We start from the raw sequence: 26,977 nt of genomic DNA, 5'->3' as shown, positions 1-26,977 counted from the left end.
CGTCGGCGGTCGGCCGGACAGCCCCTTGATCGTAACCCGCGGCCGATTTAATGTACTGATCGGAACATTTCTCGATCCACGCAGGAGTTCAGGTGTCACTCACCGACAAGGTCGCCGTCGTCACCGGGGGCAGTCGCGGTCTGGGCAAACAGATGGTGCTCGCGTTCGCCGAAGCAGGCGCGGACGTGGTGATCGCCAGCCGCAAGCTGGAGGGGTGCGCCGCGCTCGCCGAGGAGGTGACGCAGCGGTTCGGCCGCCGCGCCCTGCCGGTGGCCTGCAACGTCAGCGACTGGTCGCAGTGCGACGCTCTGGTGGAGACGGTCTACGGCGCGTTCGGCCGGGTGGACGTGCTGGTCAACAACGCGGGCCTCTCACCGCTGTACCCGAGCCTGGACCAGGTCACCGAGGCGTTGTTCGACAAGGTCATCGGCGTCAACCTGAAAGGCCCGTTCCGGCTGTCGGCCCTGATCGGCAGCCGCATGGCGGCCGACGGCGGCGGCTCGATCATCAACATCTCCTCGATCGAGGCGGCACGGCCGGAGCCGTTCGCGGTCCCCTACTCGGCGGCCAAGGCGGGACTCAACGCCCTCACCGGCGGGCTGGCGCAGACATTCGCGCCGAACGTGCGGGTCAACACCATCCAATGTGGCCCCTTCGAGACCGACATCGCCACGGCGTGGCCCGACGAGCTGCGCACGGAACTCACCGAGCACAACGCGCTGCGCCGTGTCGGCGAGCCCGGCGAGGTGGTCGGGGCGGCTCTGTTCTTCGCCACCGACGCCTCCGCGTTCTGCACCGGCGCCACCCTCGCGGTGGACGGGGGCTGGCGATGAAGGCGCTGACCTACGAAGGCCCGCAGTCCATCTCGTACCACGATCAGCCCGACCCGGTTCTGCCAGGACCCGATGGCGCGATCGTCCGGGTGACCGCCTCCGGCATCTGCGGCAGTGATCTGCACATCTACGCCGGACACGGATTCGTGGCGGGCGCGGGTTACGGCGTCGGGCACGAAGCGGTCGGCGAGATCGTCGAACTGGGGCCGCACACCCGCGGCTTCGCGGTCGGCGACCGCGTGCTGGTCGCCGCGTCGGCAGGATGTGACAGCTGCCCGCGGTGCCGTGCCGGAATCGTCACCGCGTGCGAGCGCCACCCGCTTCCGGTCGACGCCTGCTACGGGCTCGGCGGCTCGCTGGCGGGGTGCCAGGCCCAGCTGCTCGCCGTACCGCACGCCGCGGGCAACCTGGCGAAGCTGCCCGACGAGGTGAGCGACACCGCCGCCGTCGTGCTCACCGACAACGCGCCCACCGCGTGGTACGGAGCCCGGCGCGCCCGGATCGCGCCGGGCGACACCGTGGTGGTGATCGGCCTCGGCCCCGTCGGGCTCATGGCGGTGCAGTCCGCCTTCGCGATGGGCGCGGCGCGGGTGCTCGGCGTCGACCTGCTCGCCGAACGCCGCAAGCGCGCCGCCGACCTGGGAGCCGAGCCGGTCGAGTCCGACGACCCGAAACAGGCGATCCGTGAAGCGCTGCGCGGCGGAGCGGATGTCGCGATCGAGGCGGTGGGCGCCGACGAAACCGTCAAGCTGGCGATCAGCGCGGTCGGGCACGGCGGCCGAGTCAGCGTGATCGGCGTCAGCCACAACCGCGCCTATCCGTTCCACTTGATGGCGGCGCAGGTGAAGGACCTCGAATTCCACATCGGGCTGTGTGCGATCCAGTACGAACTGCCCGCATTGCTGAAGCTCACCGCGGGGGGCAGGTTGCGGCCCGAGGCCGTGGTCACCCACCACCTCCCCATGTCCGAAGGCCCCGCGGCCTATCGAATGTTCGCCGAGCGGGCCGACGGCGTGGGCAAGATCGTGCTGGACCCGACGAGATGACCGCCCCTTCGCGTCGGCGCGGCCGCCCGCCCGCCGCCGAATCGACGGCGAGCGACACCAGGGAGCGGATCGTGCGGGCGGCGATCGACCTGTTCGCCGAGAAAGGCTTTCACGGCACCGGGGTGGCCGAGATCGGCGAGCGCGCCGACGTGCAGCGTGGCGCGCTGTACTACCACATCGGTTCCAAGGAGGACCTGCTGTGGCAGATCCTGCGCGACTACATCCAGCGAATGCTGGCCGACGCCGAACAGATCGCCGACGGGCCCGACGATCCGGTCACCAAGCTGCGCAAGCTGATCGACAGTTACGTGCGGCTGATCATCCGGCATCAGCGTGAGGTGGCCATCCAACTGCGCGACGTCGGCGCGCTCACCGGCGAGCGGGCCGCGCAACTGCAGGACCTGCGCGACCGGGTCCAGCACTGCTGGCAGCGGGTCATCGACGCCGGTCACGCCGAGGGGGCGCTGCGCACCGCCGACCACGTGCTCACCAACAGCGTGCTGGGCATGTTGAACATGGTGTCGTTCTGGTACCGCCCGCACGGCGACCGCTCGCCCGGCGAGATCGCCGGCATCCTCACGACCACTTTGCTCGACGGCGTGGTGACCGGCACCGCACGGAACACGAAAGGCTGAACATGGCTTGGGATTTCGAGACCGACCCGGAGTACCAGCGGAAACTGGACTGGGCGGCGGAATTCGTCCGGACCGAGGTGGAGCCGCTCGATCTGCTCTACCCCAATCCGTACGACCGCACCGACCGCGAGGCCATGGCGCTCATGCGGCCGCTGCAGGAACAGGTCAAGGAGCAGGGCCTGTGGGCCTGCCACCTCGGGCCGGAACTGGGCGGCCCCGGCTACGGGCAGATGAAGCTCGCCCTGCTCAACGAGGTGCTCGGCACGTCGGTGTGGGCGCCGTCGGTATTCGGTTGCCAGGCTCCGGATTCCGGCAACGCGGAGATCCTCGCCCACTACGGCACGCCTGAGCAGAAGCAGACCTACCTCGAGCCGTTGCTGGCCGGGGAGATCGGCTCGTGCTACGTCATGACCGAGCCGACCGGTGGCTCGGACCCGACGCTGTTCCGGACCCGCGCGGTGCGCGACGGCGACCACTGGGTGATCAACGGCGAGAAGTGGTTCAACTCCAACGCCCGATTCGCCGCCTTCCACATCGTCATGGTGGTGACCGACCCGGACGTGAGCCCGTATCGGGGCATGTCGATGTTCATCGTGCCCGCCGACGCGCCCGGTCTGGAGATCGTGAAGAACTTCCACGTCGCCGGATTCAGCGAGCACGAGGGACACCTGCGGTTCACCGACGTCCGCGTCCCCGCCGACCACCTGCTCGGCGCCGAGGGACAGGGCTTCGTGGTCGCGCAGACGCGGTTGGGCGGCGGCCGCGTGCATCACGCGATGCGCACGGTCGCCATGGTGCGTAGAGCGTTCGACATGATGGCCGAGCGCGCGGTCTCGCGCCCGATGCGCGGCGGCCCGCTGGCCGGGTTGCAGATGACCCAGGAACGCATCGCCGACAGCTGGATCGAGATGGAGCAGTTCCGGCTGCTGGTGCTGCGCACGGCCTGGCGCATCGACAAGGAGCAGGACTACACGAAGGTCCGCAAGGACATCGCCGCCATCAAGGTCGCCATGCCCAAGGTGATGCACGACATCGCCCAGCGCGCGCTGCACTTGCACGGCGCGATCGGCGTCAGCCAGGACCTGCCGTTCATCGACATGCTCAGCTACGCGGAGGTGATGGCCCTCGCCGACGGCCCCACCGAGGTGCACAAGATCACCCTCGCGAAAGAGGTGCTGAAGGACTACGCCCCCGCCGACCCGGTGTACCCGAGCGGATACCGGCCCGCGCTCCGGGAGAAGGCGCGCGAACTGGTGGCCCGGCGCCTCGAGCACATCGTCGGAAACCTCTGACCGAGCGCACGCGGGGATGGCGCCCGAGTTCAGGACGCGCGCTTGGCGGTGTCCCCGACGTGCGAGGTGTCCGCGTATCCGGCGACGGGACTGAGCCGCAGCACCGACGGCATCCGGCGGGTCAGCGCGGGCGGGCCGGTGAATCCCACACGGCCCGTCCGCAGCGCGTGCGGTCCAGCGCGCGCCCCGTTCGCCGAGACCGAACAGGATCGGCTCCAGCTCCCGGCCCGCGTCGGTGAGCAGGTATTCGCCGACCAGCTTCTCCACCAGTCCGGCGCGCTCGAACTGCCGCAGACGTTTGGCGAGCAGGCCGCGCGACAGGCCGGGCAAGCCACGCGCGAGGTCGTTGAACCGGGTGGTGCCCAGCAGCAGGTCGCGCAGGATCAGCAGTGACCAGCGCTCGCCCACCACGTCGAGCGCCCGGGAAATCGGGCAGTACTGGCCGTAACTCGGCATCGAAGTCGTCATGGCACCTCGCGGACGGGGTCTCGTTGGGTCGCCTTCGCGATGCACACCCACCTGGTCGCCGCGCAGGTGTGGCGGCACAATCACGGCATCGACGCCGCCCCGCTGTTCGCCAAGGTGGTCGCGGGCGCCATCCTGGTCAGCACCGGCGCCTCCGACCGGGTCGGCTCCAACGGCCACGCCGAGCGGGTGGAGGGCGGCTACCGGGTGCACGCGCGCAAAGCTCCTGCCAGCGGATGCGAGGCGGGCACAGTCCTGGTGACCAGTGTGCGCTGGGACGACGCACCGGACGGACCGCAGGTGCTGCACTGCGCCATCCCGTTCTGCACTTCGTCAACACCGACCAGTACGCGAGCCGGACGCTCAGCCGGAAGACCGCCGCGGCGGACGCGCTCGTGCACACCGTGCGCCTGGCCATCGAAACCGTCGGTGGGCTCGGCTACTCCCGCACCTGTGAACTGGAGATGCGCTACCGCGACGTGCACGGCTGCCTCTTCCACCCGTTGCCACGGGCCGAGCAGACCCACTTCACCGGTCGGGTCCTGCTCGGCAGTCGCCGATCGGATGACACCTGCCCGATCCGTTAACGCCGCCGCCGCTCGCCCCCATAATTCGATGAGGGCGAAAAGCCCTGCGCGGTGAGCCGACCCGATCGCCGGTCACGCGACGACGCTCCGAGGAGAAGCCATGGTGTCCGCACGCAGGATCGCCCGATCGCCGATCACCTGGACCGTCGCGGTGTTGCTGGTGGCGGCACTCGGCGCCGGACTGGCCGTATTCCAGCCGTGGCGGCTGTTCACCGACACCACCGTGCAGGAGGCGGCGCCGTCGGCCGCCACGGCGCCCGGTCCGGGCGATGCGGCACCGCAGCCGCGCGCCATCGCACAGGGCACGTTCGTCTCGCACGAGCACGCCACCACGGGCACCGTCGTCGTCCTGCGACTGCCCGACGGCAACACCGTGCTGCGACTGGAGAACCTCGACACCTCCGACGGCCCCGACCTGCACGTCTGGCTCACCGACGCGCCGGTGCGCGAAGGCCGTGACGGGTGGTTCGTCTTCGACGACGGGGCGCACACCGACCTGGGCAAGCTCAAGGGGAACCAGGGCAACCAGAACTACGCCGTTCCCGCCGACGCCGACCTCACCCAGCTGACCAGCGTCGCGATCTGGTGCGACCGGTTCAACGTCTCCTTCGGCGCCGCCGAACTGCGACCGGTCTGACCCCCGGGAACCCCCGCCGGGCACCGCCGGAAAATGACCCGACAACGGCGGGTGCGCTGTGCCACCATGTGTTTCGACAACGATCACCGCCTCGAGGTGGTCGCCGAGCAGTGGAGAGGAGGGGCGGCAGTGATTCCGGAGACGACGAAGCGGACGCAAGCCGAGACGGCGCGTTCGTCGGTCGCGGGCAATGCGTTCGGCAGGCCGATGCGCGCACCGCACGGCGAACCGGACGACAGCCGCCTCCAGGCCCTCGGCTGATCGCCGCCTTCCTCTCCCCCTTCGCTCGATTCCGCACGAAACGTGGTGAACCCCATGACGTTCCGCCGTGCCGCCGACCAGGCGGCGCCCACCGCCGACAACTGGATACACACCGAGGTCCTCGTCCTGAACGCCTCCTACGAGGCGCTCGACGAGATCAAGGCCGACCGGGCGGTGGTGCTGCTGGTCGCCGGAGCCGCGGAGTCGGTCGCCGACCGCGAACCACACTTCCCGATCCGGTCGCGGCACGTGGAACTCGCTCTGCCGCTGACGATTCGGCTGCTGCGCTACGTCTACCTGGAGCACACCGTGCTGGTGCACGACGAGAGCAGGGCCACGCTGGCGGGCGTGCTGCGCCGCGACCGGAACCGGTGCGGCTACTGCGCGGGGTGGGCGCGCACCGTGGACCACATCCGGCCGCGGTCCCGGGGCGGGCCGAACACCTGGAGCAACCTCGTGGCCTGCTGCGCGCCGTGCAACTCGGCCAAGGCGGACCGCACCCCGGAGGAGGCGGGCATGCGCCTGCTCTGGGAGCCGAAGGCCCCCACCCACCAGGTCAGGCAGCAGCGGCGGATCTGGAAGCAACTGGCCGCGACCTGACCACGACCCGAGAAAGGAGAAGATCGCGATGACGCGCACCGAGACCACCGCCGTCGCGGAGCTGACCCTGGCCGACCTGCTCCCGCTCTCGGATTCCCGAGGGTGGCACCGGGCGGCCTGCCGCGGCGACCCGAACCACGAAGCCTGGTTCCCGTACCCGTCGCAGGACTTCGACTACGCACGAGAAGTCTGCGCGGGCTGCCCGATTCGTCAGGCGTGTGGGAATTTCGCCGCGCGCACCGGGCAGTCCGGCGTCTGGGGCGGACACGAGTTCGACCGCGGACGAGTGATCCGCCACTGAGGTTCCGCCGCCGTGCCTTCGCGCGCGGCGGCGGATGACGCCTTCCCCTGGTCAGGAGGAGCCTCGCCGAGTCCGGCCGGAGCCGGTGACCATACACTGGGGCGCGTGGGCACTCATCGCAGCGGAACCAGGTCCCGGGGCGTCAGCAAAGGTCCGGTTATCGCGGTGGTTGCCATTGTGTTACTGGCCGCGATCGTCGTCGGCTGGTTCCAGCTGCGCGATCGGGCGGCGAATCAGGACAGCGCGGCGGCGGCCGAATGCGTGGAAGGGCCTGCGACGCTCCACGTGACCGCCGATCCGAGCATCGCGGCGCAGGTGCGGACCGCCGCGGACAGCTACAACGCCACCCAGCCGAAAGTGCGCGATCACTGCGCCCGGGTCGCGGTGACCGCGCAGCCCTCCTCGGCGATCGTCGCCGCGTTCACCAGCGGCAAGCCGTGGGACCAGGCGCTCGGCCCGCAGCCTGCGCTGTGGATCGCCGATTCGACCCGCTCGATCGAGTCCATGCGGGTGCCCGGCCTGATCGAGGGGACGCCGGTGTCCATAGCCGCGAGCCCGATCGTGCTCGCGGTGCCGGAGGAACTGCACCGTGCGCTGGAGCAGGCCGAGGTTTCCTGGGCGGACCTGCCGCGGTTGCAGCAGGGCTCGCTCGGCGAGATCGGGCTGAGCGGCTGGGGCGGGCTGCGGATGGCCCTGCCCTCGGGTGACGCCACGCTGGCCGCGGCCACGGCGGTCGGGTCCGCCGTCTCGGGCGCCGAGCCGCTCAGCGAGCAGGCGGCGCAGTCCGGCCAGGTGGTCGCCGCGATCTCCGGACTCGCCGCCGATGCCCCGGAGTCGTCCGGCGCCGCGGCAGCGCTGTCGGAGATCACGGCACAGGACGCGCCGATGCACGCCCTTGCGGCTACCGAACAGCAACTGAAAGGACTGCCCGGCGTCCTCGCGTTCCGGCCCGCAGGCTCGGCGCCGGTGGCCGACTACCCGGCCGCGTTGATGTCCGGCGCTTGGGTGGACAAGACGCAGAACCTCATCGCCGGGCGGTTCACCGACTATCTGCGCAAACCCGAGCAAGCGCAGGCCTTCGTCACGGCGGGCTTCGGCAGCGCGCCGCAGAACGCGGCCCCCGTCCCCTCGCGCGGCGCGCTCGACAAAGTACGCGACACGCTGGCGCATCCCGTTCTCGGCGTTCGGTCGACGGTCTTGGTCGACGTGTCGGCCTCGATGGGCACCGCCGAGGGCGCGACGACGCGACTGGCGAACGTCCTCGCCGCGGTGAACTCCACGATGACGGTCATGCCGCCCGACTTCGGCCTGGGTGTCTGGACCTTCGGCAAGAACCTCGACGGCAACACGCCCTACCGGGTGGCGGCCGCGACCGCCCCGCTCACCACCGAACAGCGTACGAAGATCAGTACCGCCCTGAGCTCGGTCCGCCCGGACGAGAACCGGTCCGACCAGGCGTATCCGTCCCTGATCGCGGCGTTCAAGAGCGCGGTCACCGGGTACACGGCCGGTCGCACCAACTCGGTCCTGCTGATCACCGACGGACCCGACGACGATTCCACGGTCACCGGCCCCCAACTGGCCGCCGACATCACCGCGGCGATCGACCGCACCCGCCCGGTGCGCGTCGACGTGATCGTGCTCGGCGGCAGCGGCACGCAGACACTCCAGGCGCTGGCCCAACAGACCGGCGGGAGTTACACCCGCCTGGCCACCTCCGACGACATCAGCTTCGGCTCCGCCGTGGTGAAGGCACTCACCACGCCGTAGCCGTGCCCCCTCGGCACCGACCGGAGTCTCGCGCTTCGCCCCGCCGGATCGAACTCGTAGTCGACGCATCCGTCGACACCGCGACGGTCCCGTCGGGAGTCCATGCACGACGCGGTCGGCTGGCCGGACCCGGCGAAAACTTACCGAAGACGGCCGCCGCCGACCGAGACCGGCATTCAGTCCGCGTACGCCTCCAAGGGAGGGCACGCGCACACCAGGTTCCGGTCGCCGTATGCGCCGTCGATCCGGCGCACCGGCGGCCACACCTTCGCCCTGGCGTGCCCGAGCCCCCGAGGATAGACGGCGACTTCCCGGCTGTAGGGATGCTCCCAGTCCCCCACCAGCGATGCGGCGGTGTGCGGCGCGCCGCGCAGCGGATTGTCGGTCACCGGCCACACGCCCGCGGCGACCTGGTCGATCTCCGCGCGGATCGCGATCATGGCTTCGATGAAATCGTCCAGCTCGGCGAGGTTCTCGCTCTCGGTGGGCTCCACCATCAACGTGCCCGCCACCGGGAAGCTCATGGTCGGTGCGTGGAATCCGTAGTCCGCCAGGCGTTTTGCCACGTCGTCGACGGTGACGCCGGTCTGTTTGGTGATCTCCCGCAGGTCCAGGATGCACTCGTGGGCCACCATGCCGTGCTCGCCGGTGTAGAGCACGGGGAAGTACTCGTCCAGCCGCCGCGCGATGTAGTTCGCCGAAGCGATCGCCGACAGTGTGGCCCGGCGCAGGCCGTCGGCACCCATCATGCGGATGTAGGCCCAGGTGATCGGCAGGATCGACGCCGAACCGTACTTCGCGGCCGATACCGCGTGCGACCCCGCTTCCAGCGGATCGCCGGGCAAGTATCGCGCCAGGTGCGCGCGCACCGCGACCGGCCCGACGCCGGGACCGCCGCCGCCGTGCGGGATGCAGAACGTCTTGTGCAGGTTCAGGTGGCTCACGTCGCCGCCGAACCGGCCCGGGCGGGCGAGGCCGACCAGGGCGTTCAGATTCGCGCCGTCCACGTAGACCTGGCCGCCCGCGTCGTGCACCAGCGCGCACAACTCGGCGATCTCGTGCTCGTAGACGCCGTGCGTGGACGGGTAGGTGATCATGATGCAGGCCAGGCGATCGGCGTGATCGGCGATCTTGGCGCGCAGGTCGTCCAGGTCGACGTCGCCGTTGGCGCGGCACTTCACCACCTCGACGCGCAGCCCGGCCATCGCGGCCGACGCCGCGTTGGTCCCGTGCGCGCTGGACGGGATGAGGCAGGTGTCGCGGTGGGTGTCACCGCGGTCGAGGTGATAGCGGCGGATCGCGAGCAGACCGGCGTACTCGCCCTGGCTGCCCGCGTTGGGCTGCAGGCTCACCGAGTCGTAGCCGGTGATGTCCGACAGCCAGCGTTCCAGGTCCGCGATCACCTTCAGCAGGCCGGGCGCGTCCTCGACCGGCGCGTAGGGATGCACGCGAGCGAAACCCGGCCAGGTGATGGCCTCCATCTCGGCGGTGGCGTTGAGTTTCATGGTGCAGGAGCCGAGCGGGATCATGCTGCGGTCCAGCGCGATGTCCTTGTCGGACAACGAGCGCAGATACCGCAGCATCGCCGTCTCGGTGCGGTACTTCGTGAACGCGGTGTGGTTCAGGAACTGCGAAGTGCGGTTCTCGATCGCCGCGACCGGCGCGGGTGTACCCGCCTCGGACGACACGGCGGTGCCGAAGGATTCGAGCACGGCCGCGACGTGCGCGCCGGTGGTCGCCTCGTCGCAGGCGATGCCGACATGGTCGGCGTCGACCAGCCGCAGGTTGATGCCGCGCGACTTCGCTTTCGCCACAACGGCTTCCGCACCGCCGGGCACGTGCGCGAGCACCGTGTCGAAGAAGCTGTCGTGCACCACGGCGCCGTCCAGCCCGGCCGCGATCGCCGCGGCGTGCCCGTGCACCCGGCGGGCGATCGCCCGCAACCCGTCGGCGCCGTGGTAAGAGGCGTACATCGCGGCGACGACGGCCAGCAGCACCTGCGCGGTACAGATGTTGGAGGTCGCCTTCTCGCGACGGATGTGCTGCTCACGGGTCTGCAAGGCGAGCCGGTAGGCGACCGCGCCGTCCGCGTCCACCGAGACGCCGACCAGGCGGCCCGGAAGCTGGCGGGCCTGCGCCTGCCGCACGGCGAGGTACCCGGCGTGCGGGCCACCGAAGCCGAGCGGGACGCCGAAGCGCTGGGTGGTGCCGAAGCACACGTCGGCGCCCTGCTCGCCGGGTGGCGTGATGAGCGTCATCGCCAGCAGGTCCGCGCCGACGGCGACCAGCGCGCCCCGCTCGTGCGCCGCGGCGATCAACTCGGTCAGGTCGACGACGCGCCCGGAAGCCCCGGGAGCCTGCGCCAGCACACCGAAGAACTGCCCCTCGGGCAGCTCGCCGGTGGACACATCCGCCTCCACGATCTCCAGCCCCAGCGGCTCGGCTCGGGTGTAGAGCACCGTCTTGGTCTGCGGGAACAGGTCGCTGTCGATGACCAGCCGGGCGGACTTGACCTTGCCCGCGCGCCGCAGCAGCGTCATCGCCTCGGCGGCGGCGGTGGCCTCGTCCAGCATGGACGCGTTGGCGACGTCCATGCCGGTCAGTTCCGCCACCATGGTCTGGAAATTGAGCAGCGCCTCCAGCCTGCCCTGGCTGATCTCGGGCTGATAGGGCGTGTAGGCGGTGTACCAGGCCGGGTTCTCCAGGAGGTTGCGCACCAGCACCGGCGGGGTCAGCGTGTCGTAGTAGCCGAGGCCGATCATCGAGGTGGCCACGGTGTTGGCCGCGGCGAGTTCGGCCAGTTCGGCGAGCACCTCGTGCTCGGTGCCCGCCGCGGGCAGCCCGGCCAGGCCGCCACCGTCCATGATGCTCGCGGGAAGCGCCCGGACAGCCAGCTCATCGAGCGACGGCACGCCGACGACGTCCAGGATCCGGGCCAGTTCCGCCCGGTCGGGTCCGATATGGCGGTCGGCGAATGAGCGAGTCACAACAGCTCCCAAGGTCGGGCGGGGTCGACCACCTGGTCGACGGGTACCGGCCCTCCCCCTCTGTCGTGGCGCCTGAGAGATTCGGGTGCCGCGACCGATGGCCGAGACCCTTTCCCCATGGGCGGGCGGCTCGAAGCCACCGCTTTCCAGAGGCGCCGAAGCCCGCACGGTCCTGGTTGCCTGAGAGATTGACGGGGAGGTGCTGCTCCTTCGGCGCTCGGACTCTTTTCGAGACCGAGACTCTCCCGCACGGCGGCGACGCACCGTCAGTTTATGCCGACGCCACGCCGGAACGCGCCATCGGACCCCGGGTGAGCAGTGTCGTTCTGGTCACTCCGAGGCCCGGCGGGCATCACCGTCAGATGGCCAGGCCGGCGCGCAACCTCGTCGCGGCGAGCACGATCGACTCCGCTTGGATACCGACCAGTCGAGCCAGCGGCACCGCGACACCCGGCGCGTTCTGCTCCACGTCGGCGCACCACCGATCGAAGACCGCGGCGAAGCGGTCGCGCTCGGCGGCCAGCACCGGCCCGGCGCCACGCCGGTACTCGTCCTCCAGCAGCCGCAGCAGCATCCCGCCCAGCCGCAGGCGCAGCATGGCGGTCCAGTCGTACTGCTCGACGAATATCTCGCCGCGCGTCGCGATGCGGTTCCGTTCCGGCACAGCCTGTCTGCTCACCGCGAGACCGGGCAGCCCGGCGACCAGCGCGCGCACCGACCGCTCGAACGGGCTGCGACCGCTCAATCGGCCGTCGACGCGAGCGAGCACCTCGGAGGCGACCTCGGCCATGGCGTGATAGTCGGCGGCCGTGGCGTCGAGCAGGTCGCCGAGCACGCGGTCGCCCGCCGAGCCGTCGCCGATGCGCGAGTCGGCCCAGAGCGGCAATTCGCAGACCAGGATCGCCGTGCCGTAGCGCGCCGCGTAGTCGCGGCAGCCACCCCCGCCCAGCGCCGCGACCGAGTCGAGGCCCTGCGCCGCGAGCAGATCGGCCATCGCCTCGAACAGCGGCAGTTCGAATACTCCCGGCGCAAGGGTGCGGGCGCCGGGCGCGTCGGGTTCGCCGCGGTAGATCGGCACGTCGGCGGCGGCCAGACGAGCGGTCAGCGCCGACCAGTACTCGGGGTCGCCGCCGGAGGTGTAGAAGAATCCGCCGCCGAACTCCGCGTTGTGCAGCGAGGCGATCAGCGCGGGCCGGGTGCGGTCGATCAGCGACATCATCGCCTTCGTCTCCGGCAGCGGGACGCCGACCTGCCTGCCGCGCCACACGGTCGGAAAACACCATTCCGGTTGCTCGGCCGCGGGCGGCCGGTAGAAGCCGCGCGCGACGCTCGTCCTGGTGTGCGGTCCGGCGAACCACCCTTCGTTCAACCGGGTGCCGTCCGGATCGACGCACAGCAGGAAATGCCACGTAGCACCCACGGTCGACGCGTCGTCCGCGGCCATCCGGCCGAGCAGGTGGCGGATCGTGGCCATGCCGATGGGCTCGTTCGGATGCGGATTGCCGAACACCAGGATGTGCCGCTCGCCCGAGCCGACCGTCACCTCGCGAATTGGATCGCCGCCGCGCGACCGTCCGAGTTCGGCGACCGAGACCCGTTCCGGATGTTCGGCGGCCAGCGCGTCGGCGAACGCGTTGAGTTCGTCGACGGTCGGGAACGCGTCGATCCGGCCGATCGGCCCGACCAGGCCGGTGATGTCGCCTGTCTGCACGGCGCCCCCCTTTCGCCGCCGCCGCGGCCCTTCACCCACCGCGGCGGCGCTGTCACACACCACGGCCGGGGAGGCGACACGCCTTACCCGGCCGTGGAAGCGTTTCTCATTCCATTGTGTTCGGGCTGAACGGGCGATTGCTAGCCCGTCTTGCGGTTCATTCGCGCCTTCCGACGGAACGACAGCTCGTCCTCCGGACGTTCGGTGATCGCCGACGCGCGTTCGGCGGGGAAATTGGCGATGGCGCCGGTCAGTTCGCGCATGGCGCCGCTGACGGCGATCCCGAAGACGCCCTGTCCGCCCTGCAGTAAATCGACGACCTCCTCGGCCGAGGTGCACTCGTAGACCGAGGTGCCGTCGGAGAAGAGGGTGATCCCCGCCAGGTCCTGCACGCCGCGGCTGCGCAGATGATCGACGGCTATCCGGATGTTCTGCAGCGAGATGCCCGCGTCGAGCAGCCGCTTGACGATCTTCAGGACCAGAATGTCCTTGAACGAATACAGCCGCTGACTCCCCGACCCCGCGGCGCTCCGGATGGAGGGCACCACCAGACCGGTGCGCGCCCAGTAGTCGAGCTGCCGATACGTGATTCCCGCTACCTGGCACGCACTGGGAACGCGATAGCCGACCAGATCGTCAGGTACCGAATCGTCGGGGAACAGGCCTGGCTGTACCACATCCTGCGATTGCTCTGCCACTGACCACTCCCTTGCTTCGCCGACGCATTCCCAGCCTCATCGATGACCCGGCTCCGTCACCGACCGAATCGGTGCGGATTCGGCCGAAACGGACGTGGCCCAACTGTCGAGATTACTCCCCACGATTGTCCAGGGAGCGACGTCATCGAGCCAAACGCGACGCGCGGTAAAAGTCTCGACCTCTACTTCAGCTATCGGTCGCCTTGAAGTCGTCCGGGGACACCGACTCGAGAAACTCCTTGAACTTCTCCACCTCGTCCTCGCGCTCGTCCGGCATCACCAGCCCCGCTTCCTCGAGAACGGACTCCTCGGCATGGATCGGGCAACCGACCCGCAAGGCGATCGCAACCGAATCCGACGGCCGCGCGGAGATCCGCAGATCGTTCTCGAACACCAGGTCCGCGTAGAAGGTGCCCTCTTGCAGATCCACGATCCTGACCTCCTTGAGGGTGTGCCCCAGCTCGGTGATCAGGATCTTGATGAGGTCGTGGGTCAGCGGGCGGATCGGGGTCACCCCCTCCTGCTCGAGGACGATCGCAGTCGCCTCGGCTTGCCCGATCCAGATCGGCAGATACCGGTCGCCCGCCACTTCGCGGAGCAACAGCACGGGCTGGTTCTGTGGCTGCTCGACACGGATGCCGATCACGCGCATTTCGCTCATCGCACTGCCTCCCATACTCGCCGCCGGCCCGGCATGACCGCTGCAGAGCTCGCCGTACCACGAGTCTAGGCGAACCCGCACCGGTCCAGCGATCCGTCTGCACAGCCGAAATCACCGTGTTGGCTCGGCGAAACCTCGGGACCCGAGGCCGCCGGGGGGGTCAACCCCCCAGCGAACCCCGGACCGAGGACTTCACCAGACAGGTGTGCAGGGTCAGCGACAGCGCGGCCAGTTCGCGCACCGTCTCCTCGGCACGGGCGCGCGCGTCCGCGTCGCGGCTTTTCGCGATCGGGGCGACGATCTGCGCCACGAGCGCGGCCTCCCGGTCGGCGGCGAGCTTGAACGCACGCAAATGCCGTGCCTCCAGACCGAATTCGGCCATCGCCCGCGCGGTCTTGGCCAGTGTGACCGCGTCGGCGTCGAAATATCCCGCCGGGCCGGGCGTGATCAGGTTGGCCCTGATGAGGTCGTTGAGGAACCTCTCGTCGATCCCGGCCTGGTCGAGCAGATCGGCCCGGGTGACCCGGATTTCGTGATCGAACCGCAGATCATCCGGGGAGACCTCGCTCGGCACGACGCCGAGCCTACGAGGCGCGGCCACCGGGCGCACGCCACGTTCGGAACCCGGCGCGGCCTGCTCGGCGTCCGGCGCACCCGGACCCGGCTCCGGCGCCCCGGACCGGACGGAGTGCGCTCGGGCGCGGGCTTCCCGCACGCCGAGCGTCGCCGCACCGCTGTCTATTGCCTCGAGCTGTTCCTTGATCACCTTCAGCGGCAGGTACTGGTCGCGTTGCGCGGTCAGCACGAACCGGAGCCGTTCGACGTCCGCCACGGAGAATCTGCGGTAGCCCGAAGGGGTCCGCTCCGGCCGGATCAGGCCCTCCGCTTCCAGGAAGCGGATCTTGGAGATGGTGACGTCGGGAAAGTCGGGGCGCAGCAGGTCGAGCACGGATCCGATCGACATTCCTCCGCGTGCCCACTGCGCCGCACCGGTCACAGCGCCAGGTCCTTCATGACTCAGAGCCTTTCATGAGGGGTACAACCCAGCGCCGACGCTGTCATAGACTCCCCGCGCCCGCCGACGAGTCGGTCACCTGGGCGCGCGGTCCGGTGAGGAACACCAACCGGAACTTGCCGATCTGCACTTCGTCGCCGTTCTGCAGTTCCGAGGAGTCCACCGGCTCCCGGTTCACGTACGTGCCGTTCAGGCTGCCCACGTCGACGACCTGGAACGAGTCGTCGTCCTGACGGAACTCGGCGTGCCGACGGCTGACGGTGACGTCGTCGAGAAAGATGTCACTGTCGGGGTGCCGCCCCGCCGAGGTGGTCGGCTGATCCAGCAGGAACCGCGACCCCGCGTTCGGGCCACGCTTGACGACCAGGAGGGCCGCACCAACGGGCAGACCCTCGACCCCTTGGACCGGCTGCTCGCCGGTCGGCTCTCCGGAGCGCGACGCGTCGACCTCGTTCAGGAAATCCGCGCGGAAGACCGACGTCGTCTCGGCCGCGGTCTCCCCGTAACCCGGGTCTTTGTTCTCGCTCACCGTTTCTCTCCTCCTCGAACCTGATTATCCATGCAAGCAGGTGATGCCTCTGGCACCACGACCTGCCGTCGAGTCTCTAGATTCCCGGCGCAGCCGCCGGGTGCATCTGTTGGCATTGACCGTACCCTGCCGGGCCGCACCCGTGCAGGTAGAACTGGGAAGGCTGCTTCAGCCCCCGATAACTCCTTGATAACCTGCGGCATCCAGCAGTTCACCGAGTGTCACGTCGAGGCTCGCCGCGTCGCTCACCTCCAACTCGAACAGCCACCCGTCACCATAGGGGTCGGTGTTCAACGTCTCCGGCTCCGAGGTCAGCTTGTCGTTCACCGCAACGATTTTCGCGCTCAGCGGCGCGTAGATGTCGGACACGCTCTTGGTCGACTCCACCTCCGCGATGCTGTCCGCGGCGGCCACGTCCGCGTCCGTCTCGGGCAGCTGCACGAACACAACGTCACCGAGTTGAGACTGGGCGTAGTCGGTGATGCCCACCCGCACCCGGGTCGGGGCGATCCGGCGTACCCACTCGTGCTCCTCGGTATAGCGCAGATCCTCGGGGGTCTGGGTCACAGGCCGTCCTTTCTTTTGAACGTTGCACGCAAACTCTATCGGCTACGCCGTCCGGTGCCCCACAGCCGGTATCGCTCTTGCGACCGCGATGGCTCTGCCGGTATAGAGCACCCCGGTCCACACGTACACCGCCGTGCCCCAGATCAGGAGTGCCCCGCCGAAGGCACGCCCGAAACCGGCGGCCGCCCAGTCCATCTGCCCGGCCAGCAGCCAGGGCAGCGCGGACATCAGGGCGAAGGTGGCCGCCTTGCCCAGGTAGATCACCTCCGGCGGGGGCAGGTCGCGGCGTTTGTACACCGACAGCGTCGCGGTGAGCACGACGTCGCGCCCGACCAGGATCGCCGCCACCCACCACGGGATCAGGCCGCGGATCACGAAGGCCGCCAGCGTCGTGACCAGAAAGAGCCGGTCGACGAACGGGTCGAGCAGCGCCCCCAGCCGTGAGGACTGATCCAGCAGCCGCGCGAGCTTGCCGTCCAGGAAGTCGGTGACGCCGCTGGCGACCAGGAGCGCGAACGCCCAGCCATCGGCCCGCTCGATCAGCAGCAACCACAGGAAGAGCGGAACGCCCAGCAGGCGCAGCACGCTCAGCACGTTGGGCACGGTCAGGACGCGATCGGCGAAGACGCCGCGTACTCCGCCGCCGCCGGCGCGTTCCTCGGGTTGCGCTGTGCCCGATTCGGTTGTCACGACCCGTGCATACCCCACCGACCCCGGTCCCCGCCATCTCCACGCGCCGAATTTCCGGATATCGGCGCGGCACGCCCGTGCGAGGATGGTGTCCGCCACAACGCGGCGGTGACAGAATGATTAAAAATGTTTCTCACCGTATGGCCGGTGAGCGAGAGGAAGTCATGTCCGCATACGACTACGACGTGGTGGTGATCGGCTCCGGCTTCGGCGGTAGCGTCAGCGCCCTGCGGCTCACCGAGAAGGGCTACCGGGTCGGCGTCCTCGAGGCAGGCCGCCGGTGGAATCCCGAGGACATCCCGCGCACGAATTGGAATGTGCGCAAGTCGATCTGGGCGCCTCGGCTGGGCCTGACCGGACCGCAGCGGATCAGTCTGCTCGGCAAGTGCGCCGTGTTCTCCGGCGCGGGTGTCGGCGGCGGCTCGCTCATCTACGGGAACACGCTCTACGAACCCCTGCCGAACTTCTACACCGACCGCCAGTGGTCGCACATCACCGACTGGCGCGCGGAACTGGCGCCGTTCTACGACCAGGCCAAGCGCATGCTCGGTGTCGCGCCCAACCCGCGCACGACACCGGCCGACGAGGTGATCCGGGAGATCGCCGAGGACCTCGGTGTGGCCGACACCTTCCATCCCACCGACGTCGGGGTCTTCTTCAACGAGAGCGATCCGGGCACGGAGGTCGACGACCCCTACTTCGGTGGGGCGGGTCCCCGCCGCACCGGCTGCGTGCACTGCGCGCGCTGCTTCACCGGCTGCCCGCACAACGCCAAGAACACCACCACCACGAACTATCTCTACCTGGCCGAGCAGGCGGGCGCGCAGGTCCACCCGCTGACCACGGCCACCGCGGTGCGGCCGCTACCCGGCGGCGGGTACGCCGTCGACACCCAGCGGTCCGACCGCTGGATCCGCAAGCAACGCAGAACCTTCACCGCCGAGCAGGTGGTGTTCGCGGGCGCCGCGCTCGGCACCCAGAAGCTGCTGCACAAGATGCGCGACGACGGCGTGCTGCCGCACCTGTCGCCCCGGCTCGGCGAACTGACCCGGAGCAACTCCGAGGCCATCCTCAACGTCGTCAGCCGCGCGCGCCGCGATTTCGCCGAAGGCATCGCGATCACCTCCTCCATCCATCCGGAGGCCGACACCCATGTCGAGGTGTGCCACTACGGCAAGGGTCAGAACGCGCTGTTCCCGATGTCGGTGCCGATCGTGGACGGCGGCGCGTTCCGTTTCCTGCGCTTCCTGCTGGCGATCGTGCTGCACCCGCTGGTATTCCTGCGCAGTCTCGACGCGCGGCACGCGTCGGAGAAGTCGGTGATCCTGCTGATCATGCAGTCGCTGGACAACTCGCTGACCTCGTTCCGCAGCCGCGGGCGCCTGCGCACCAGGCAGGGCACCGGCGAGCCGAACCCCACCTGGATCCCGCTGGCCCACGACATCGGGCGGCGATTCGGCGCGAAGGTCGACGGCGACACCCACGGGCTCATCATGGATGTTTTCGACATCCCGGCCACGGCCCACTACATCGGCGGCTGCGTGATCGGTGACAGCCCGCGGACCGGCGTGGTCGACGCCTATCAGCGGGTCTACGGCCATCCCGGCCTGCACGTGGCGGACGGCTCGGCGGTGACCGCCAACCTCGGCGTGAACCCGTCGCTGACGATCACCGCGCAGGCCGAGCGCGCCATGGCGTTCTGGCCCAACCGCGACGACCCCGACACCAGGCCGGAGCTGGGGTCGGCCTACCGGCGCATCGCGCCGGTCGCCCCGGCGCGTCCGGCGGTGCCCGCGGCGGCGCCCGGCGCGCTGCGGCTGCCGATCGAGCCCGCGCCGCCCCGCGTCCCGGTGGACTGAGTCCGACGCCACACCGGCATGGGCCGCCCGCACCGGCTAGCGTGAGCCGTTGTGTCAGACAGTGGTATCGACCTGCGCTCCTATGTGCCCGCGGAGCAGGTCCAGGACCGGGGCCGCGCGCTGCGGCAGCGGACCCCGGTCATCGCCAGGGACCGGGAAGCGACCAGCGTGCGGCGTCCGGGCGTGCTCGACTTCGTCGCCGCGAGCAACGCGGTCCGGCTCCCGCACCTGATACCGCTGCGGATCGGGCGGATGATCACCTCGCCGTTCACGTTCTACCGGGGTGCTGCGGGCTTGATGGCGGCGGACATGGCGGGTGGCCCGGACAGTGGGCTCACCGCCCAGCTGTGCGGTGACGCGCACCCGGCGAACTTCGGCCTGTACGGCACGGCGCGCGGCGAAATCATCATGGACATCAACGATTTCGACGAGACCGTGCCCGGACCGTGGGAGTGGGATCTGGAGCGCCTCGCGGCCGGGCTCGTACTGGCGGGACGCGAGGCGGGCGCGGGCGAGGACGAGTGCCGGACCGCGGCGCGGGACGCCGCCCGCTCCTACCGCCTGGCCGTCGACGCGTTGGCCGTGATGCCGTTCATGTCCTCTTGGAGCGCGCTGCCGGACGAGTCGGTGATCACCCAGGCCAAGGCGGACGCGCTGCTCGACGACTTCCAGAAGGCGGCCAAGAAAGCGCGCAAGAACACCAGCGCCAAAGTGGTGGCCAAATGGACCGCGCATCTCGAGGACCACCAGACCGGCATCCGCAGGCACCGATTCGTCAGCGACCCCCCGATCCTCACCGCCGTGGACGAGCAGGCCGCGGAGGCGGTGATCGATGGACTGGAGCGCTACGCCGACACCCTGCACGGGTCACGGCGCAACCTGCTGGCCCGATTCGCGGTGTCCGACATCGCGTTCCGGATCGTCGGTACCGGCAGCGTCGGCCTGCACAGCTACCTGGCGCTGCTGCACGGCAACGACGGCGAGTCGCTGGTTTTGCAGGTGAAGCAGGCCGCTCCCGCGGCACTGGCCCCGTTCCTGCCGACGCGCGCCGTGCGGCACGAGGGTGAGCGAATCGTCGAGGGCGCCAGACTCGTCCAATCCGAAGCGGACATCATGCTCGGCTGGACCTCCCTCGACCCGGTCGGCGACGGCGCCGAATTGCCCTTCATCGTCCGGCAATTCCGCAATCTGAAGGGCAGCATCGATCCCGCCGAGCTGCCCGCGAGCGACCTCGACGACTACGGAAGGCTCGCGGGCGCGCTGCTGGCCCGCGCCCATTCCCGCTCCCTGGACCCGCGGCTGCTGTCCGGGTATCTGGACGGCGACGAGCGCTTCGACGAGGCGGTGGCCGCGTTCGCGGTGCGCTACGCCGACCGCACCGAGGCCGACCACGCCGAGCTGCTGGCGGCGGTGCGGGCGGGCCGGATCGACGCCGAGGAACCGGAGTAGCACGCCGCGCCGCCATGGGACCGACACGCCGCCGGTCGGCGTGCGCGCGGCGAATCCGTTGCGGCACCTCGTATCCTGTGCACTGTCGAGTGTCGACGTGAAGGGTGGTCGCCAATGCTCGTGCGAGTCCAGAACGCCGCAGGCACCAATGCCGAGCGCGCGCTGATCGATTGGCTGCGTACCTGGAAGGACCCCGATAGTCCGCACGGTGTCGCGACGATCACCTGCAGTCTGTTCCACAAGGACCGGCTGCACCAGTTCGACGCCGTGATCTGGACACCGACCAGCTGCGTGGTGATCGAGGCCGACGCGCTCGTCGCCCGCCAGGACGGTGTCCTGGAGGTCCCGCTGAACGGCGAGTGGACCGTCAACGGCGAGCCGGTCGCGACCGAGAGCCGCGACCGCCGCACACCGCTGGACAAGTCGCGCGAGCACACCTTCGCGTTGCAGGAATGGCTGGCCGCTCGTGGTCTCGGGCAGCGCGTCGTGCACGGCGTCGCACTGGTGGTCCCGTTGCCCGGCGCCCAGCTCCAGCTCGAACAGCCGTGGGCTGATCCGAGTTTCGACGTGATCATCGGCGACGGGCCCGGCCGGCTCCAGCACTATTTCGACGCCCTCGCCGCGGAGGAGAAGTTCCTCTGGACGGCCAACGACGTGGCGGTCGCGTTCCGCGGTCTCGGCATCCTGCCCTATCTTCCCGCTCCGCAGGACCTGCTCAACGAGGGCTTCCTCGGCCCGATCGACATCACGCTGTGGCACGGCGGCCCGAACCAGGCTCAAGCCGAGGCCTACGCGGAGGAACTCGCGCAGGCCGAGCGGGACGCGCAGGCCTCGGCCTTCGCCGTACGGGCGCCGTGGTACAGCCCGTGGAAGCTGTATCCGCGGGAGCGCGGTGACCTCGACTTCGGCCGCGCGGTGATGCGCACCGTCCTGGCGATCGGGATGGTCATCGCCTTCGTCTGGGTTCTGTGGTTCGTGGTCACCGCGATCACCGCGTACGGGCCGGGCTGATCGGCCGCGAACGAGCCCCGCGCCGCTAGGACGGCACCGCGATCGGCTGGGCCCGGTCGAAGACGCTCGCGTCGTCGAGCATGGCCGCGCGCAGCATCGACTCCGGCACGCCCATGGCCTCGACCAAGGTCAGCGCGTGCGGACGCAGCCGGTCGACCAGCTCGTTCACACCGCGACGGATGGCCTTCGCCCGCTCCACCGACATGAACCGGTGCATGATGTACCAGGCCTGGTTCTCCTCGATGGTGGTGTAGACGAACAGGTCGCACATCCAGTCGGCGAGTTCCCTTGCCTCCGGATCCTCGATATCGGCGATGCCCTCGATGAACGCCTCGAGGACGAGACGGTCGATATGCGCCGAGCCCGCGGCCAGGATGTGGTCCTGGGCGTTGTTGAACGCCTCGAACGGTCCGGTGTCCTCGGCCCTGGCGCGCAGCCGGTGCGCCGCGGTCCGGACCAGGTAGTCCTCGCGATCGGCGAACAACTGCAGCTGCACCGCACGGCGCGAGAGGTCGCCCTCCTCGATGGGGTCGTCGCCGCGGTCCTTCAGGTTCTGGATCAGCTGACGCACGCCGGACCGCTTGCGCACCACGTCACCGGCCATGGTCGCGGCGAAGCGCACCCAGCCCAGCGCGTCCAGGTCGCGCACCTCGTCGGCGTAGGCGGTGAGCAGTTCCTTGGCCACCAGCTGGGTGAGCACGACGTTGTCGCCCTCGAAGGTGGTGAACACGTCGGTGTCCGCCTTCAACGTGACCAGGCGGTTCTCCGTCAGATAGCCCGCGCCGCCGCATGCCTCCCGACATTCCTGGATGGCGCGGGTGGCGTGCCCGGTCTGCGCGACCTTCAGGCCCGCCGCGCGCTTCTCCAGCGCGCGCTGCGCGCCCGCCTCCAGGTTCTGGCCGGTCTGCACCAGGTGCATCCGCCGTACCAGGTCGTTCTGCGCGAAGGCGAGGGCGTAGGACTTCGCGACCAGGGGCAGCAACCGGCGCTGGTGGCTGCGGTAGTCCAGCAGCACGGTCTCCACACCGGTGTCCGGGTCGGAGAACTGGCGTCGCTTCAGCGCGTAGCGGACCGCGATGCTCAGCGCGACCCGCGCGCCCGCCGCCGCGGCGCCGCCGACGCTGACCCGGCCGCGCACCAGAGTGCCGAGCGTGGTGAAGAACCGGCGGCTGGGATTCTCGATCTCCGAGCTGTAGGTGCCGTCCGGCGCGACGTCGGCGTAGCGGTTGAGCAGGTTCTCCCTGGGCACGCGCACGTGATCGAAGACGATGCGCCCGTTGTCCACACCGGGCAGACCGCCTTTGAGGCCGTCGTCGTAGGTCGTCACGCCGGGCAGGTCGGCGCCGTTCTCGTCGCGGATCGGCACCAGCAGGCAGTGCACGCCCCTGTTCTCGCCGCCGGTGATCAGCTGGGCGAAAACCGCGGCCATCCTGGCGTGCTCGGCCGCGCCGCCGATGTAGTCCTTGCGCGAAGATGGCGTCGGCGAGTGCACTACGAATTCCTGGGTCTGCGGATCGTAGGTCGCGGTGGTCTCGAGGTTCGCGACGTCGCTGCCGTGCCCGGACTCGGTCATGGCGAAGCAGCCGAGCAGGTCCAGCGAGATCAACCGCTCGATGTACTCCCGGTGCCGCTCGGTGCCGAGGTTCTCCACCGCACCGCCGAACAGGCCCCACTGCACGCCCGATTTCACCCACAGCGACAGGTCCGCGTACGCCAGCATCTCCAGGCTGACCACCGCAGCGCCCGGCTCGCTTGTCCCGCCGTTCTCCCTGCGGAAGCCACGCTCGGCGAACCCCATCGTGGCGATCGCCTTCATCTGTTCGAGCACCCGGGCCCGAGCTGCCTTGTAGTCCAGGTGGGGATCGGCGGTGAACTCCTCCCCAGCCAGCAGCGTCCGGGCTTCGTCCCGGACGGCCGCCCAGGGTCCGTCGAGTGCCGCGCGTAGGTGGTCCGCCGTCGTTGCCGTGCCGCTAGTCATGTCTCGACGATAGCCCGGTACACCGGCGGCAAACCGTGACGCACGACAAGTCGGAGACGGGGTCTTGCTAGACCATTGAACGACTGTTTAATATACTGAACATGTGTTTAACCAACAGCCCGTTCCGCAAGGATCCCCCGACGATCTGACCACCGCGGCGCGCATTCGCGATACCGCGATCGAGGTGTTCGGCGAGCACGGATTCCAAGTCGGAGTCCGCAAGATCGCCGCCGCCGCCGGCGTCTCGCCCGGGTTGGTCAACCATCACTTCGGTTCCAAGGACGGCCTGCGCGCCGCCTGCGACGACCGGGTACTGCAGTTGATCCGCGACGAGAAGGTCAAGGCGATCACCGCGTCGTCGGTCAAGGCGGGCATGCTCGACGCCCTCGCCGAGATCGAGTCCTACGCGCCACTGGTCGCCTATATGGTGCGCAGCCTGCAAGCGGGCGGACCGATGGCGGAATCACTGTTCGAGCACATGGCCGCCGATGCCGAGGGGTATCTGGAGAAGGCGGTCGAGGCGGGCACGATCAAGCCGAGTCGCGACCCGGCGGCGCGCGCCCGATATCTGATGATGCTGAACGTCGGCGCCACCTTGCTGTACATGCAGATGCGCCAGCACCGCGACGAAAAGATCGACTTTCGCAAGGCGATTCGCGACCTCACCGAAGAACTCACCCCACCAGCCCTGGAGTTCTACACCCAGGGTCTGCTCACCGATTCCACGATCTTGGACACATTCACCAAGGAGAAGTGATGTCCGACATCATCGAAGTCCGCGGCCTCCGCAAGACTTTCGGTCACGTCACCGCGCTGGACGGCCTCGACCTCACGGTCGCCGACGGCGAGATCCACGGCTTCCTCGGCCCCAATGGCGCGGGCAAGTCGACCACCATCCGAGTATTGCTCGGCATCCTGCGCGCCACGGGAGGACAGGCCCGGTTGTTCGGCCGCGACCCATGGGCCGACGCGGTCGCGCTGCATCGTGAATTGGCTTACGTCCCAGGCGATGTCACGCTCTGGCCGTCGCTGTCCGGTGGCGAGACCATCGACCTGCTGGCCCGGATGCGCGGCGGCATCAACGCGCAGCGGCGCGACGAGCTGATCGAGCGCTTCGACCTGGACCCGCGCAAGAAGGCACGCACCTACTCCAAGGGCAACCGCCAGAAGGTCGCGCTGGTCGCCGCGCTGGCCTCGGACGCGCGGCTGCTGCTGCTCGACGAGCCGACCTCGGGTCTGGATCCGCTGATGGAGCAGGTCTTCCGAGAGAGCGTGCACGAGGCGCAAGAGCGCGGCGCCACCGTCCTGCTGTCCAGTCACATCCTGTCCGAGGTCGAAGTGCTGTGTGAGCGGGTGACCATCATCCGGGCCGGGCGCACGGTGGAGAGCGGCTCGCTGTCGGATCTGCGCCACCTCTCGCGCACCTCGATCACCGCCGAATTGATCGGCGACGCAGGCGATCTGAGCCGCATCCCGGGCGTGGAGGACATCGAATTCGACGACCACACGCTGCGCTGCCAAGTCGACAACGAGCACCTGGGCGAGCTGATCCGGGTGCTCGGCGATGCCGGCGTGCGCAGCCTGACCAGCACGCCGCCGACGCTCGAGGAGCTGTTCCTGCGGCACTACCACGTCGACGGCCACGACGCCGAGTCCACCGCGGCCACCGGGGAGAAGGTGCGAGCATGACCACCGCCACCGCCGGCCGCGCCACAGCGGTACCGGCATTCGGCGTATCCGGCGACTTCGCGGGCACCGGGCGGCTGCTGCGACTGTGCCTGCGGCGCGACCGGATCGTGCTGCCACTGTGGACGCTGCTGATCGGGCTGATGCCCGCGTTCCAGGTCGTCAGCGTGAAGGACCTCTACGACAACCAGGCCTCCCTGGACAGCTTCGCGCGCACCACGGCCGACAGCCCCGCGCTGATCGCCATGTACGGCCCGGTGTTCAGCTCCGCGCTCGGGTCGATCGGCACCTGGAAAGCCGGCGCCATGTACACCATGATCGCCATCGCCACCGTGCTCACGGTGATCCGGCACACCAGGGTCGAGGAGGAGACCGGACGCGCGGAACTGGTGGGCGCCACCAGCATCGGACGCTACGCGGGCCTCACCGCCACCCTGATCATGACCTACGCCGGGGCGCTGCTGGCCGGAATCGTGTGCGCCCTGTCGCTCTACGCCGCCGACCTGCCCGGCACGGGATCGGTGGCCTTCGGCGCGGCCCTGGCGGCGTCGGGCATCGTCTGGGCCGCCGTCGCCGCGGTCGCCGCCCAGGTGAGCGCCGGTGCGCGAGTGGCGCGCGGCGTCGCGTTCAGCGCCCTCGGCGCGGCCTTCGCCCTGCGGGCGGTCGGCGATGCCGGAAACGGCGTGCTGTCCTGGTTCTCACCGATCGGATGGTCCTTGCAGATCCGCCCGTACGCCGACGAACGCTGGTGGGTGCTGATCCCGTGCGCCGCCGTCGCGGCGCTGGGGACCGCGGGCGCGTACACGTTGCTGAGCAACCGCGACGTCGGTTCGGGGCTCATCGCGGAGCGTCCGGGACCGCGCGCAGCGGCGCCGGGCTTGTCCGGCCCGCTCGGCCTGGCCTGGCGATTGCAGCGCGGCACCCTGCTGGCGTGGACGGTGGGCTTCGCCCTCTACGGGCTGCTGATCGGCGGTGCGGTGAACAGCGTCGGCGACATGCTCGACGGCAGCGCGTCCATCCGTGACATGGTCACCCGGATGGGCGGCTCACAGCAGCTCCAGGAGTCCTTCATCACCTACGCGATCACGATGCTGGCCGCGGCCGCGTCCGCCTACTCGATCTCCGCCGCGCTGCGGCTGCACGACGAGGAGTCCAGCGCGCGGGTCGAGGCCACCCTCTCCGGCGCAGTCGGCCGTGTTCGTTACGCGCTGAGCCACATCGGCTTCGCGCTGCTCGGGCCCGCGGCGGCACTGCTGGTCTCCGGTGTGACGATCGGCATCGTCTACGGCGCCTCCGACGGCGACCTCGGCACGAAGCTCGCGCAGTCGATCGGCGCGGCGGCCGTGCAGGTGCCCGCGGTCTGGGTCGTCACCGGCATCGCCGTGGCGCTCTACGGGGTCGCACCGCGGTTCGCACCGATCGCGTGGGGTGTGCTCAGCGCCATGGTGGTGATCTTCTTCGTCGGTTCGCTGGACGGCCTACCGCAATGGATGGTCGATCTGGTGCCCTTCGTCCATCCGCCGAAGGTGCCCGGCGCCGGGTTCCAGGCGCAGCCGGTGCTGTGGCTGCTCGCGAGCGCGGCAGTCCTGCTCGTCGTCGGCATCGCCGCGTTCCGCAGGCGCGACCTGCGCTGACAGTGTCTCGGTGGCCCGCGCGAAGCCTCTTCGCGCGGGCCACTTCCCGTCCAGGGGCAGTTCGACTCGCGCGGC

General features: G+C 69.7%; 25 protein-coding genes, 1 pseudogene and 1 riboswitch. Of the genes and pseudogenes, 16 read left to right on the top strand and 10 right to left on the bottom strand.

The annotated features are described in order from the left end of the window. The first annotated feature begins 92 nt into the window (after positions 1–92). Genes IU450_RS23810 through IU450_RS23795 form a run of 4 tightly spaced genes read left to right on the top strand, consistent with a single transcriptional unit; the run spans position 93 to position 3,806 of the window. Complete coding sequence (locus IU450_RS23810; RefSeq protein WP_195151967.1) at positions 93–833, top strand: SDR family NAD(P)-dependent oxidoreductase; 741 nt, start codon at positions 93–95, stop codon at positions 831–833. Then, on the top strand, positions 830–1,879 hold the full coding sequence (locus IU450_RS23805; protein WP_195151966.1) for a zinc-binding dehydrogenase: 1,050 nt from the start codon (positions 830–832) through the stop codon (positions 1,877–1,879). Before IU450_RS23810 ends, IU450_RS23805 begins: the two co-directional genes overlap by 4 nt. Beyond that, positions 1,876–2,514 (top strand): TetR/AcrR family transcriptional regulator, encoded by a 639-nt coding sequence (locus IU450_RS23800; protein ID WP_195151965.1) that lies wholly within the window; start codon positions 1,876–1,878, stop codon positions 2,512–2,514. The genes IU450_RS23805 and IU450_RS23800 overlap by 4 nt, the downstream gene beginning before the upstream one ends. Before the next feature lie 2 nt (positions 2,515–2,516). Next, complete coding sequence (locus tag IU450_RS23795; RefSeq protein WP_195151964.1) at positions 2,517–3,806, top strand: acyl-CoA dehydrogenase family protein; 1,290 nt, start codon at positions 2,517–2,519, stop codon at positions 3,804–3,806. Positions 3,807–4,031: 225 nt separating this feature from the next. On the opposite strand, the pseudogene IU450_RS23790 reads toward IU450_RS23795, so the two are convergent. Further along, a pseudogene (locus IU450_RS23790) lies at positions 4,032–4,262 on the bottom strand (winged helix-turn-helix transcriptional regulator); the annotation flags it as partial. A gap of 245 nt (positions 4,263–4,507) precedes the next feature. On the opposite strand from IU450_RS23790, the gene IU450_RS39925 reads away from it, so the two are divergent. The 6 genes from IU450_RS39925 to IU450_RS23760 all read left to right on the top strand — a co-directional run bounded on the left by IU450_RS39925 (position 4,508) and on the right by IU450_RS23760 (position 8,427). After that, the gene (locus IU450_RS39925) at positions 4,508–4,858 is read left to right on the top strand and encodes a hypothetical protein (RefSeq protein WP_228835021.1); all 351 of its coding nucleotides are present in this window, start codon (positions 4,508–4,510) and stop codon (positions 4,856–4,858) included. Between the two features lie 100 nt (positions 4,859–4,958). Then, entirely contained in the window at positions 4,959–5,495 is a 537-nt protein-coding gene (locus IU450_RS23780; RefSeq protein ID WP_195151963.1) for a DM13 domain-containing protein, read from the top strand. 33 nt (positions 5,496–5,528) lie between these two features. Continuing rightward, positions 5,529–5,756, top strand: coding sequence for a hypothetical protein (locus IU450_RS23775; protein WP_195151962.1), 228 nt, complete (start codon positions 5,529–5,531; stop codon positions 5,754–5,756). A gap of 54 nt (positions 5,757–5,810) precedes the next feature. Then, positions 5,811–6,356 carry an HNH endonuclease gene (locus IU450_RS23770; protein WP_195151961.1) on the top strand — a complete coding sequence of 182 codons (546 nt, stop codon included), beginning with the start codon at positions 5,811–5,813 and terminating at the stop codon, positions 6,354–6,356. 28 nt (positions 6,357–6,384) lie between these two features. Beyond that, the gene (locus IU450_RS23765) at positions 6,385–6,657 is read left to right on the top strand and encodes a WhiB family transcriptional regulator (protein WP_195151960.1); all 273 of its coding nucleotides are present in this window, start codon (positions 6,385–6,387) and stop codon (positions 6,655–6,657) included. Positions 6,658–6,822: 165 nt separating this feature from the next. After that, a complete protein-coding gene (locus tag IU450_RS23760) occupies positions 6,823–8,427 on the top strand; it encodes a VWA domain-containing protein (protein ID WP_324197785.1) in 1,605 nt (534 codons plus the stop codon). A 176-nt stretch (positions 8,428–8,603) separates the two neighbouring features. On the opposite strand, the gene gcvP is transcribed toward IU450_RS23760, so the two are convergent. The 8 genes from gcvP to IU450_RS23720 all read right to left on the bottom strand — a co-directional run bounded on the left by gcvP (position 8,604) and on the right by IU450_RS23720 (position 17,285). Next, positions 8,604–11,414, bottom strand: coding sequence for an aminomethyl-transferring glycine dehydrogenase (gene gcvP / locus IU450_RS23755; RefSeq protein WP_195151958.1), 2,811 nt, complete (start codon positions 11,412–11,414; stop codon positions 8,604–8,606). Between the two features lie 157 nt (positions 11,415–11,571). Continuing rightward, positions 11,572–11,672: riboswitch (glycine riboswitch) on the bottom strand. Positions 11,673–11,772: 100 nt separating this feature from the next. Continuing rightward, the gene (locus IU450_RS23750; protein WP_195151957.1) at positions 11,773–13,125 is read right to left on the bottom strand and encodes a M14 family zinc carboxypeptidase; all 1,353 of its coding nucleotides are present in this window, start codon (positions 13,123–13,125) and stop codon (positions 11,773–11,775) included. Positions 13,126–13,265: 140 nt separating this feature from the next. Beyond that, positions 13,266–13,823, bottom strand: coding sequence for a MerR family transcriptional regulator (locus tag IU450_RS23745; protein ID WP_039797830.1), 558 nt, complete (start codon positions 13,821–13,823; stop codon positions 13,266–13,268). A gap of 187 nt (positions 13,824–14,010) precedes the next feature. After that, positions 14,011–14,484: a bifunctional nuclease family protein gene (locus tag IU450_RS23740; RefSeq protein ID WP_040866482.1), complete on the bottom strand. Its 474-nt coding sequence runs from the start codon at positions 14,482–14,484 to the stop codon at positions 14,011–14,013. Between the two features lie 160 nt (positions 14,485–14,644). Continuing rightward, positions 14,645–15,448, bottom strand: coding sequence for a MerR family transcriptional regulator (locus IU450_RS23735; protein ID WP_195151956.1), 804 nt, complete (start codon positions 15,446–15,448; stop codon positions 14,645–14,647). A gap of 94 nt (positions 15,449–15,542) precedes the next feature. Further along, positions 15,543–16,028, bottom strand: a complete 486-nt coding sequence (locus tag IU450_RS23730; protein ID WP_043690204.1) for an FHA domain-containing protein — start codon at positions 16,026–16,028, stop codon at positions 15,543–15,545. 168 nt (positions 16,029–16,196) lie between these two features. Next, on the bottom strand, positions 16,197–16,595 hold the full coding sequence (gene gcvH, locus IU450_RS23725; RefSeq protein WP_195151955.1) for a glycine cleavage system protein GcvH: 399 nt from the start codon (positions 16,593–16,595) through the stop codon (positions 16,197–16,199). 42 nt (positions 16,596–16,637) lie between these two features. After that, complete coding sequence (locus IU450_RS23720) at positions 16,638–17,285, bottom strand: CDP-alcohol phosphatidyltransferase family protein (RefSeq protein WP_195151954.1); 648 nt, start codon at positions 17,283–17,285, stop codon at positions 16,638–16,640. A 164-nt stretch (positions 17,286–17,449) separates the two neighbouring features. On the opposite strand from IU450_RS23720, the gene IU450_RS23715 reads away from it, so the two are divergent. The 3 genes from IU450_RS23715 to IU450_RS23705 all read left to right on the top strand — a co-directional run bounded on the left by IU450_RS23715 (position 17,450) and on the right by IU450_RS23705 (position 21,604). Continuing rightward, positions 17,450–19,144: a GMC oxidoreductase gene (locus IU450_RS23715; protein WP_195151953.1), complete on the top strand. Its 1,695-nt coding sequence runs from the start codon at positions 17,450–17,452 to the stop codon at positions 19,142–19,144. 51 nt (positions 19,145–19,195) lie between these two features. Further along, positions 19,196–20,593: a DUF2252 domain-containing protein gene (locus IU450_RS23710; RefSeq protein WP_195151952.1), complete on the top strand. Its 1,398-nt coding sequence runs from the start codon at positions 19,196–19,198 to the stop codon at positions 20,591–20,593. 114 nt (positions 20,594–20,707) lie between these two features. Further along, positions 20,708–21,604 (top strand): nuclease-related domain-containing protein, encoded by an 897-nt coding sequence (locus tag IU450_RS23705; protein WP_195151951.1) that lies wholly within the window; start codon positions 20,708–20,710, stop codon positions 21,602–21,604. A gap of 25 nt (positions 21,605–21,629) precedes the next feature. Here the strand turns inward: IU450_RS23705 and IU450_RS23700 are convergent, their stop codons facing one another. Then, positions 21,630–23,582: an acyl-CoA dehydrogenase gene (locus IU450_RS23700; RefSeq protein WP_195151950.1), complete on the bottom strand. Its 1,953-nt coding sequence runs from the start codon at positions 23,580–23,582 to the stop codon at positions 21,630–21,632. 103 nt (positions 23,583–23,685) lie between these two features. Here IU450_RS23700 and IU450_RS23695 point away from each other — a divergent pair, with 103 nt between their 5' ends. From IU450_RS23695 to IU450_RS23685, 3 genes are read left to right on the top strand one after another with little or no spacing between them, the layout of a single operon-like run. Continuing rightward, entirely contained in the window at positions 23,686–24,339 is a 654-nt protein-coding gene (locus IU450_RS23695; RefSeq protein WP_195151949.1) for a TetR/AcrR family transcriptional regulator, read from the top strand. Further along, a complete protein-coding gene (locus IU450_RS23690; protein WP_195151948.1) occupies positions 24,339–25,271 on the top strand; it encodes an ABC transporter ATP-binding protein in 933 nt (310 codons plus the stop codon). Before IU450_RS23695 ends, IU450_RS23690 begins: the two co-directional genes overlap by 1 nt. Continuing rightward, positions 25,268–26,902 carry an ABC transporter permease gene (locus IU450_RS23685; protein WP_195151947.1) on the top strand — a complete coding sequence of 545 codons (1,635 nt, stop codon included), beginning with the start codon at positions 25,268–25,270 and terminating at the stop codon, positions 26,900–26,902. Before IU450_RS23690 ends, IU450_RS23685 begins: the two co-directional genes overlap by 4 nt. Positions 26,903–26,977: the final 75 nt, after the last annotated feature.

Origin of the sequence: Nocardia abscessus (genome assembly GCF_015477775.1) — a bacterium.
In the GTDB taxonomy this organism is placed as follows: Bacteria; Actinomycetota; Actinomycetes; order Mycobacteriales; family Mycobacteriaceae; genus Nocardia; species Nocardia abscessus_A.
This window is presented reverse-complemented; position numbering and strand designations above follow the sequence as displayed.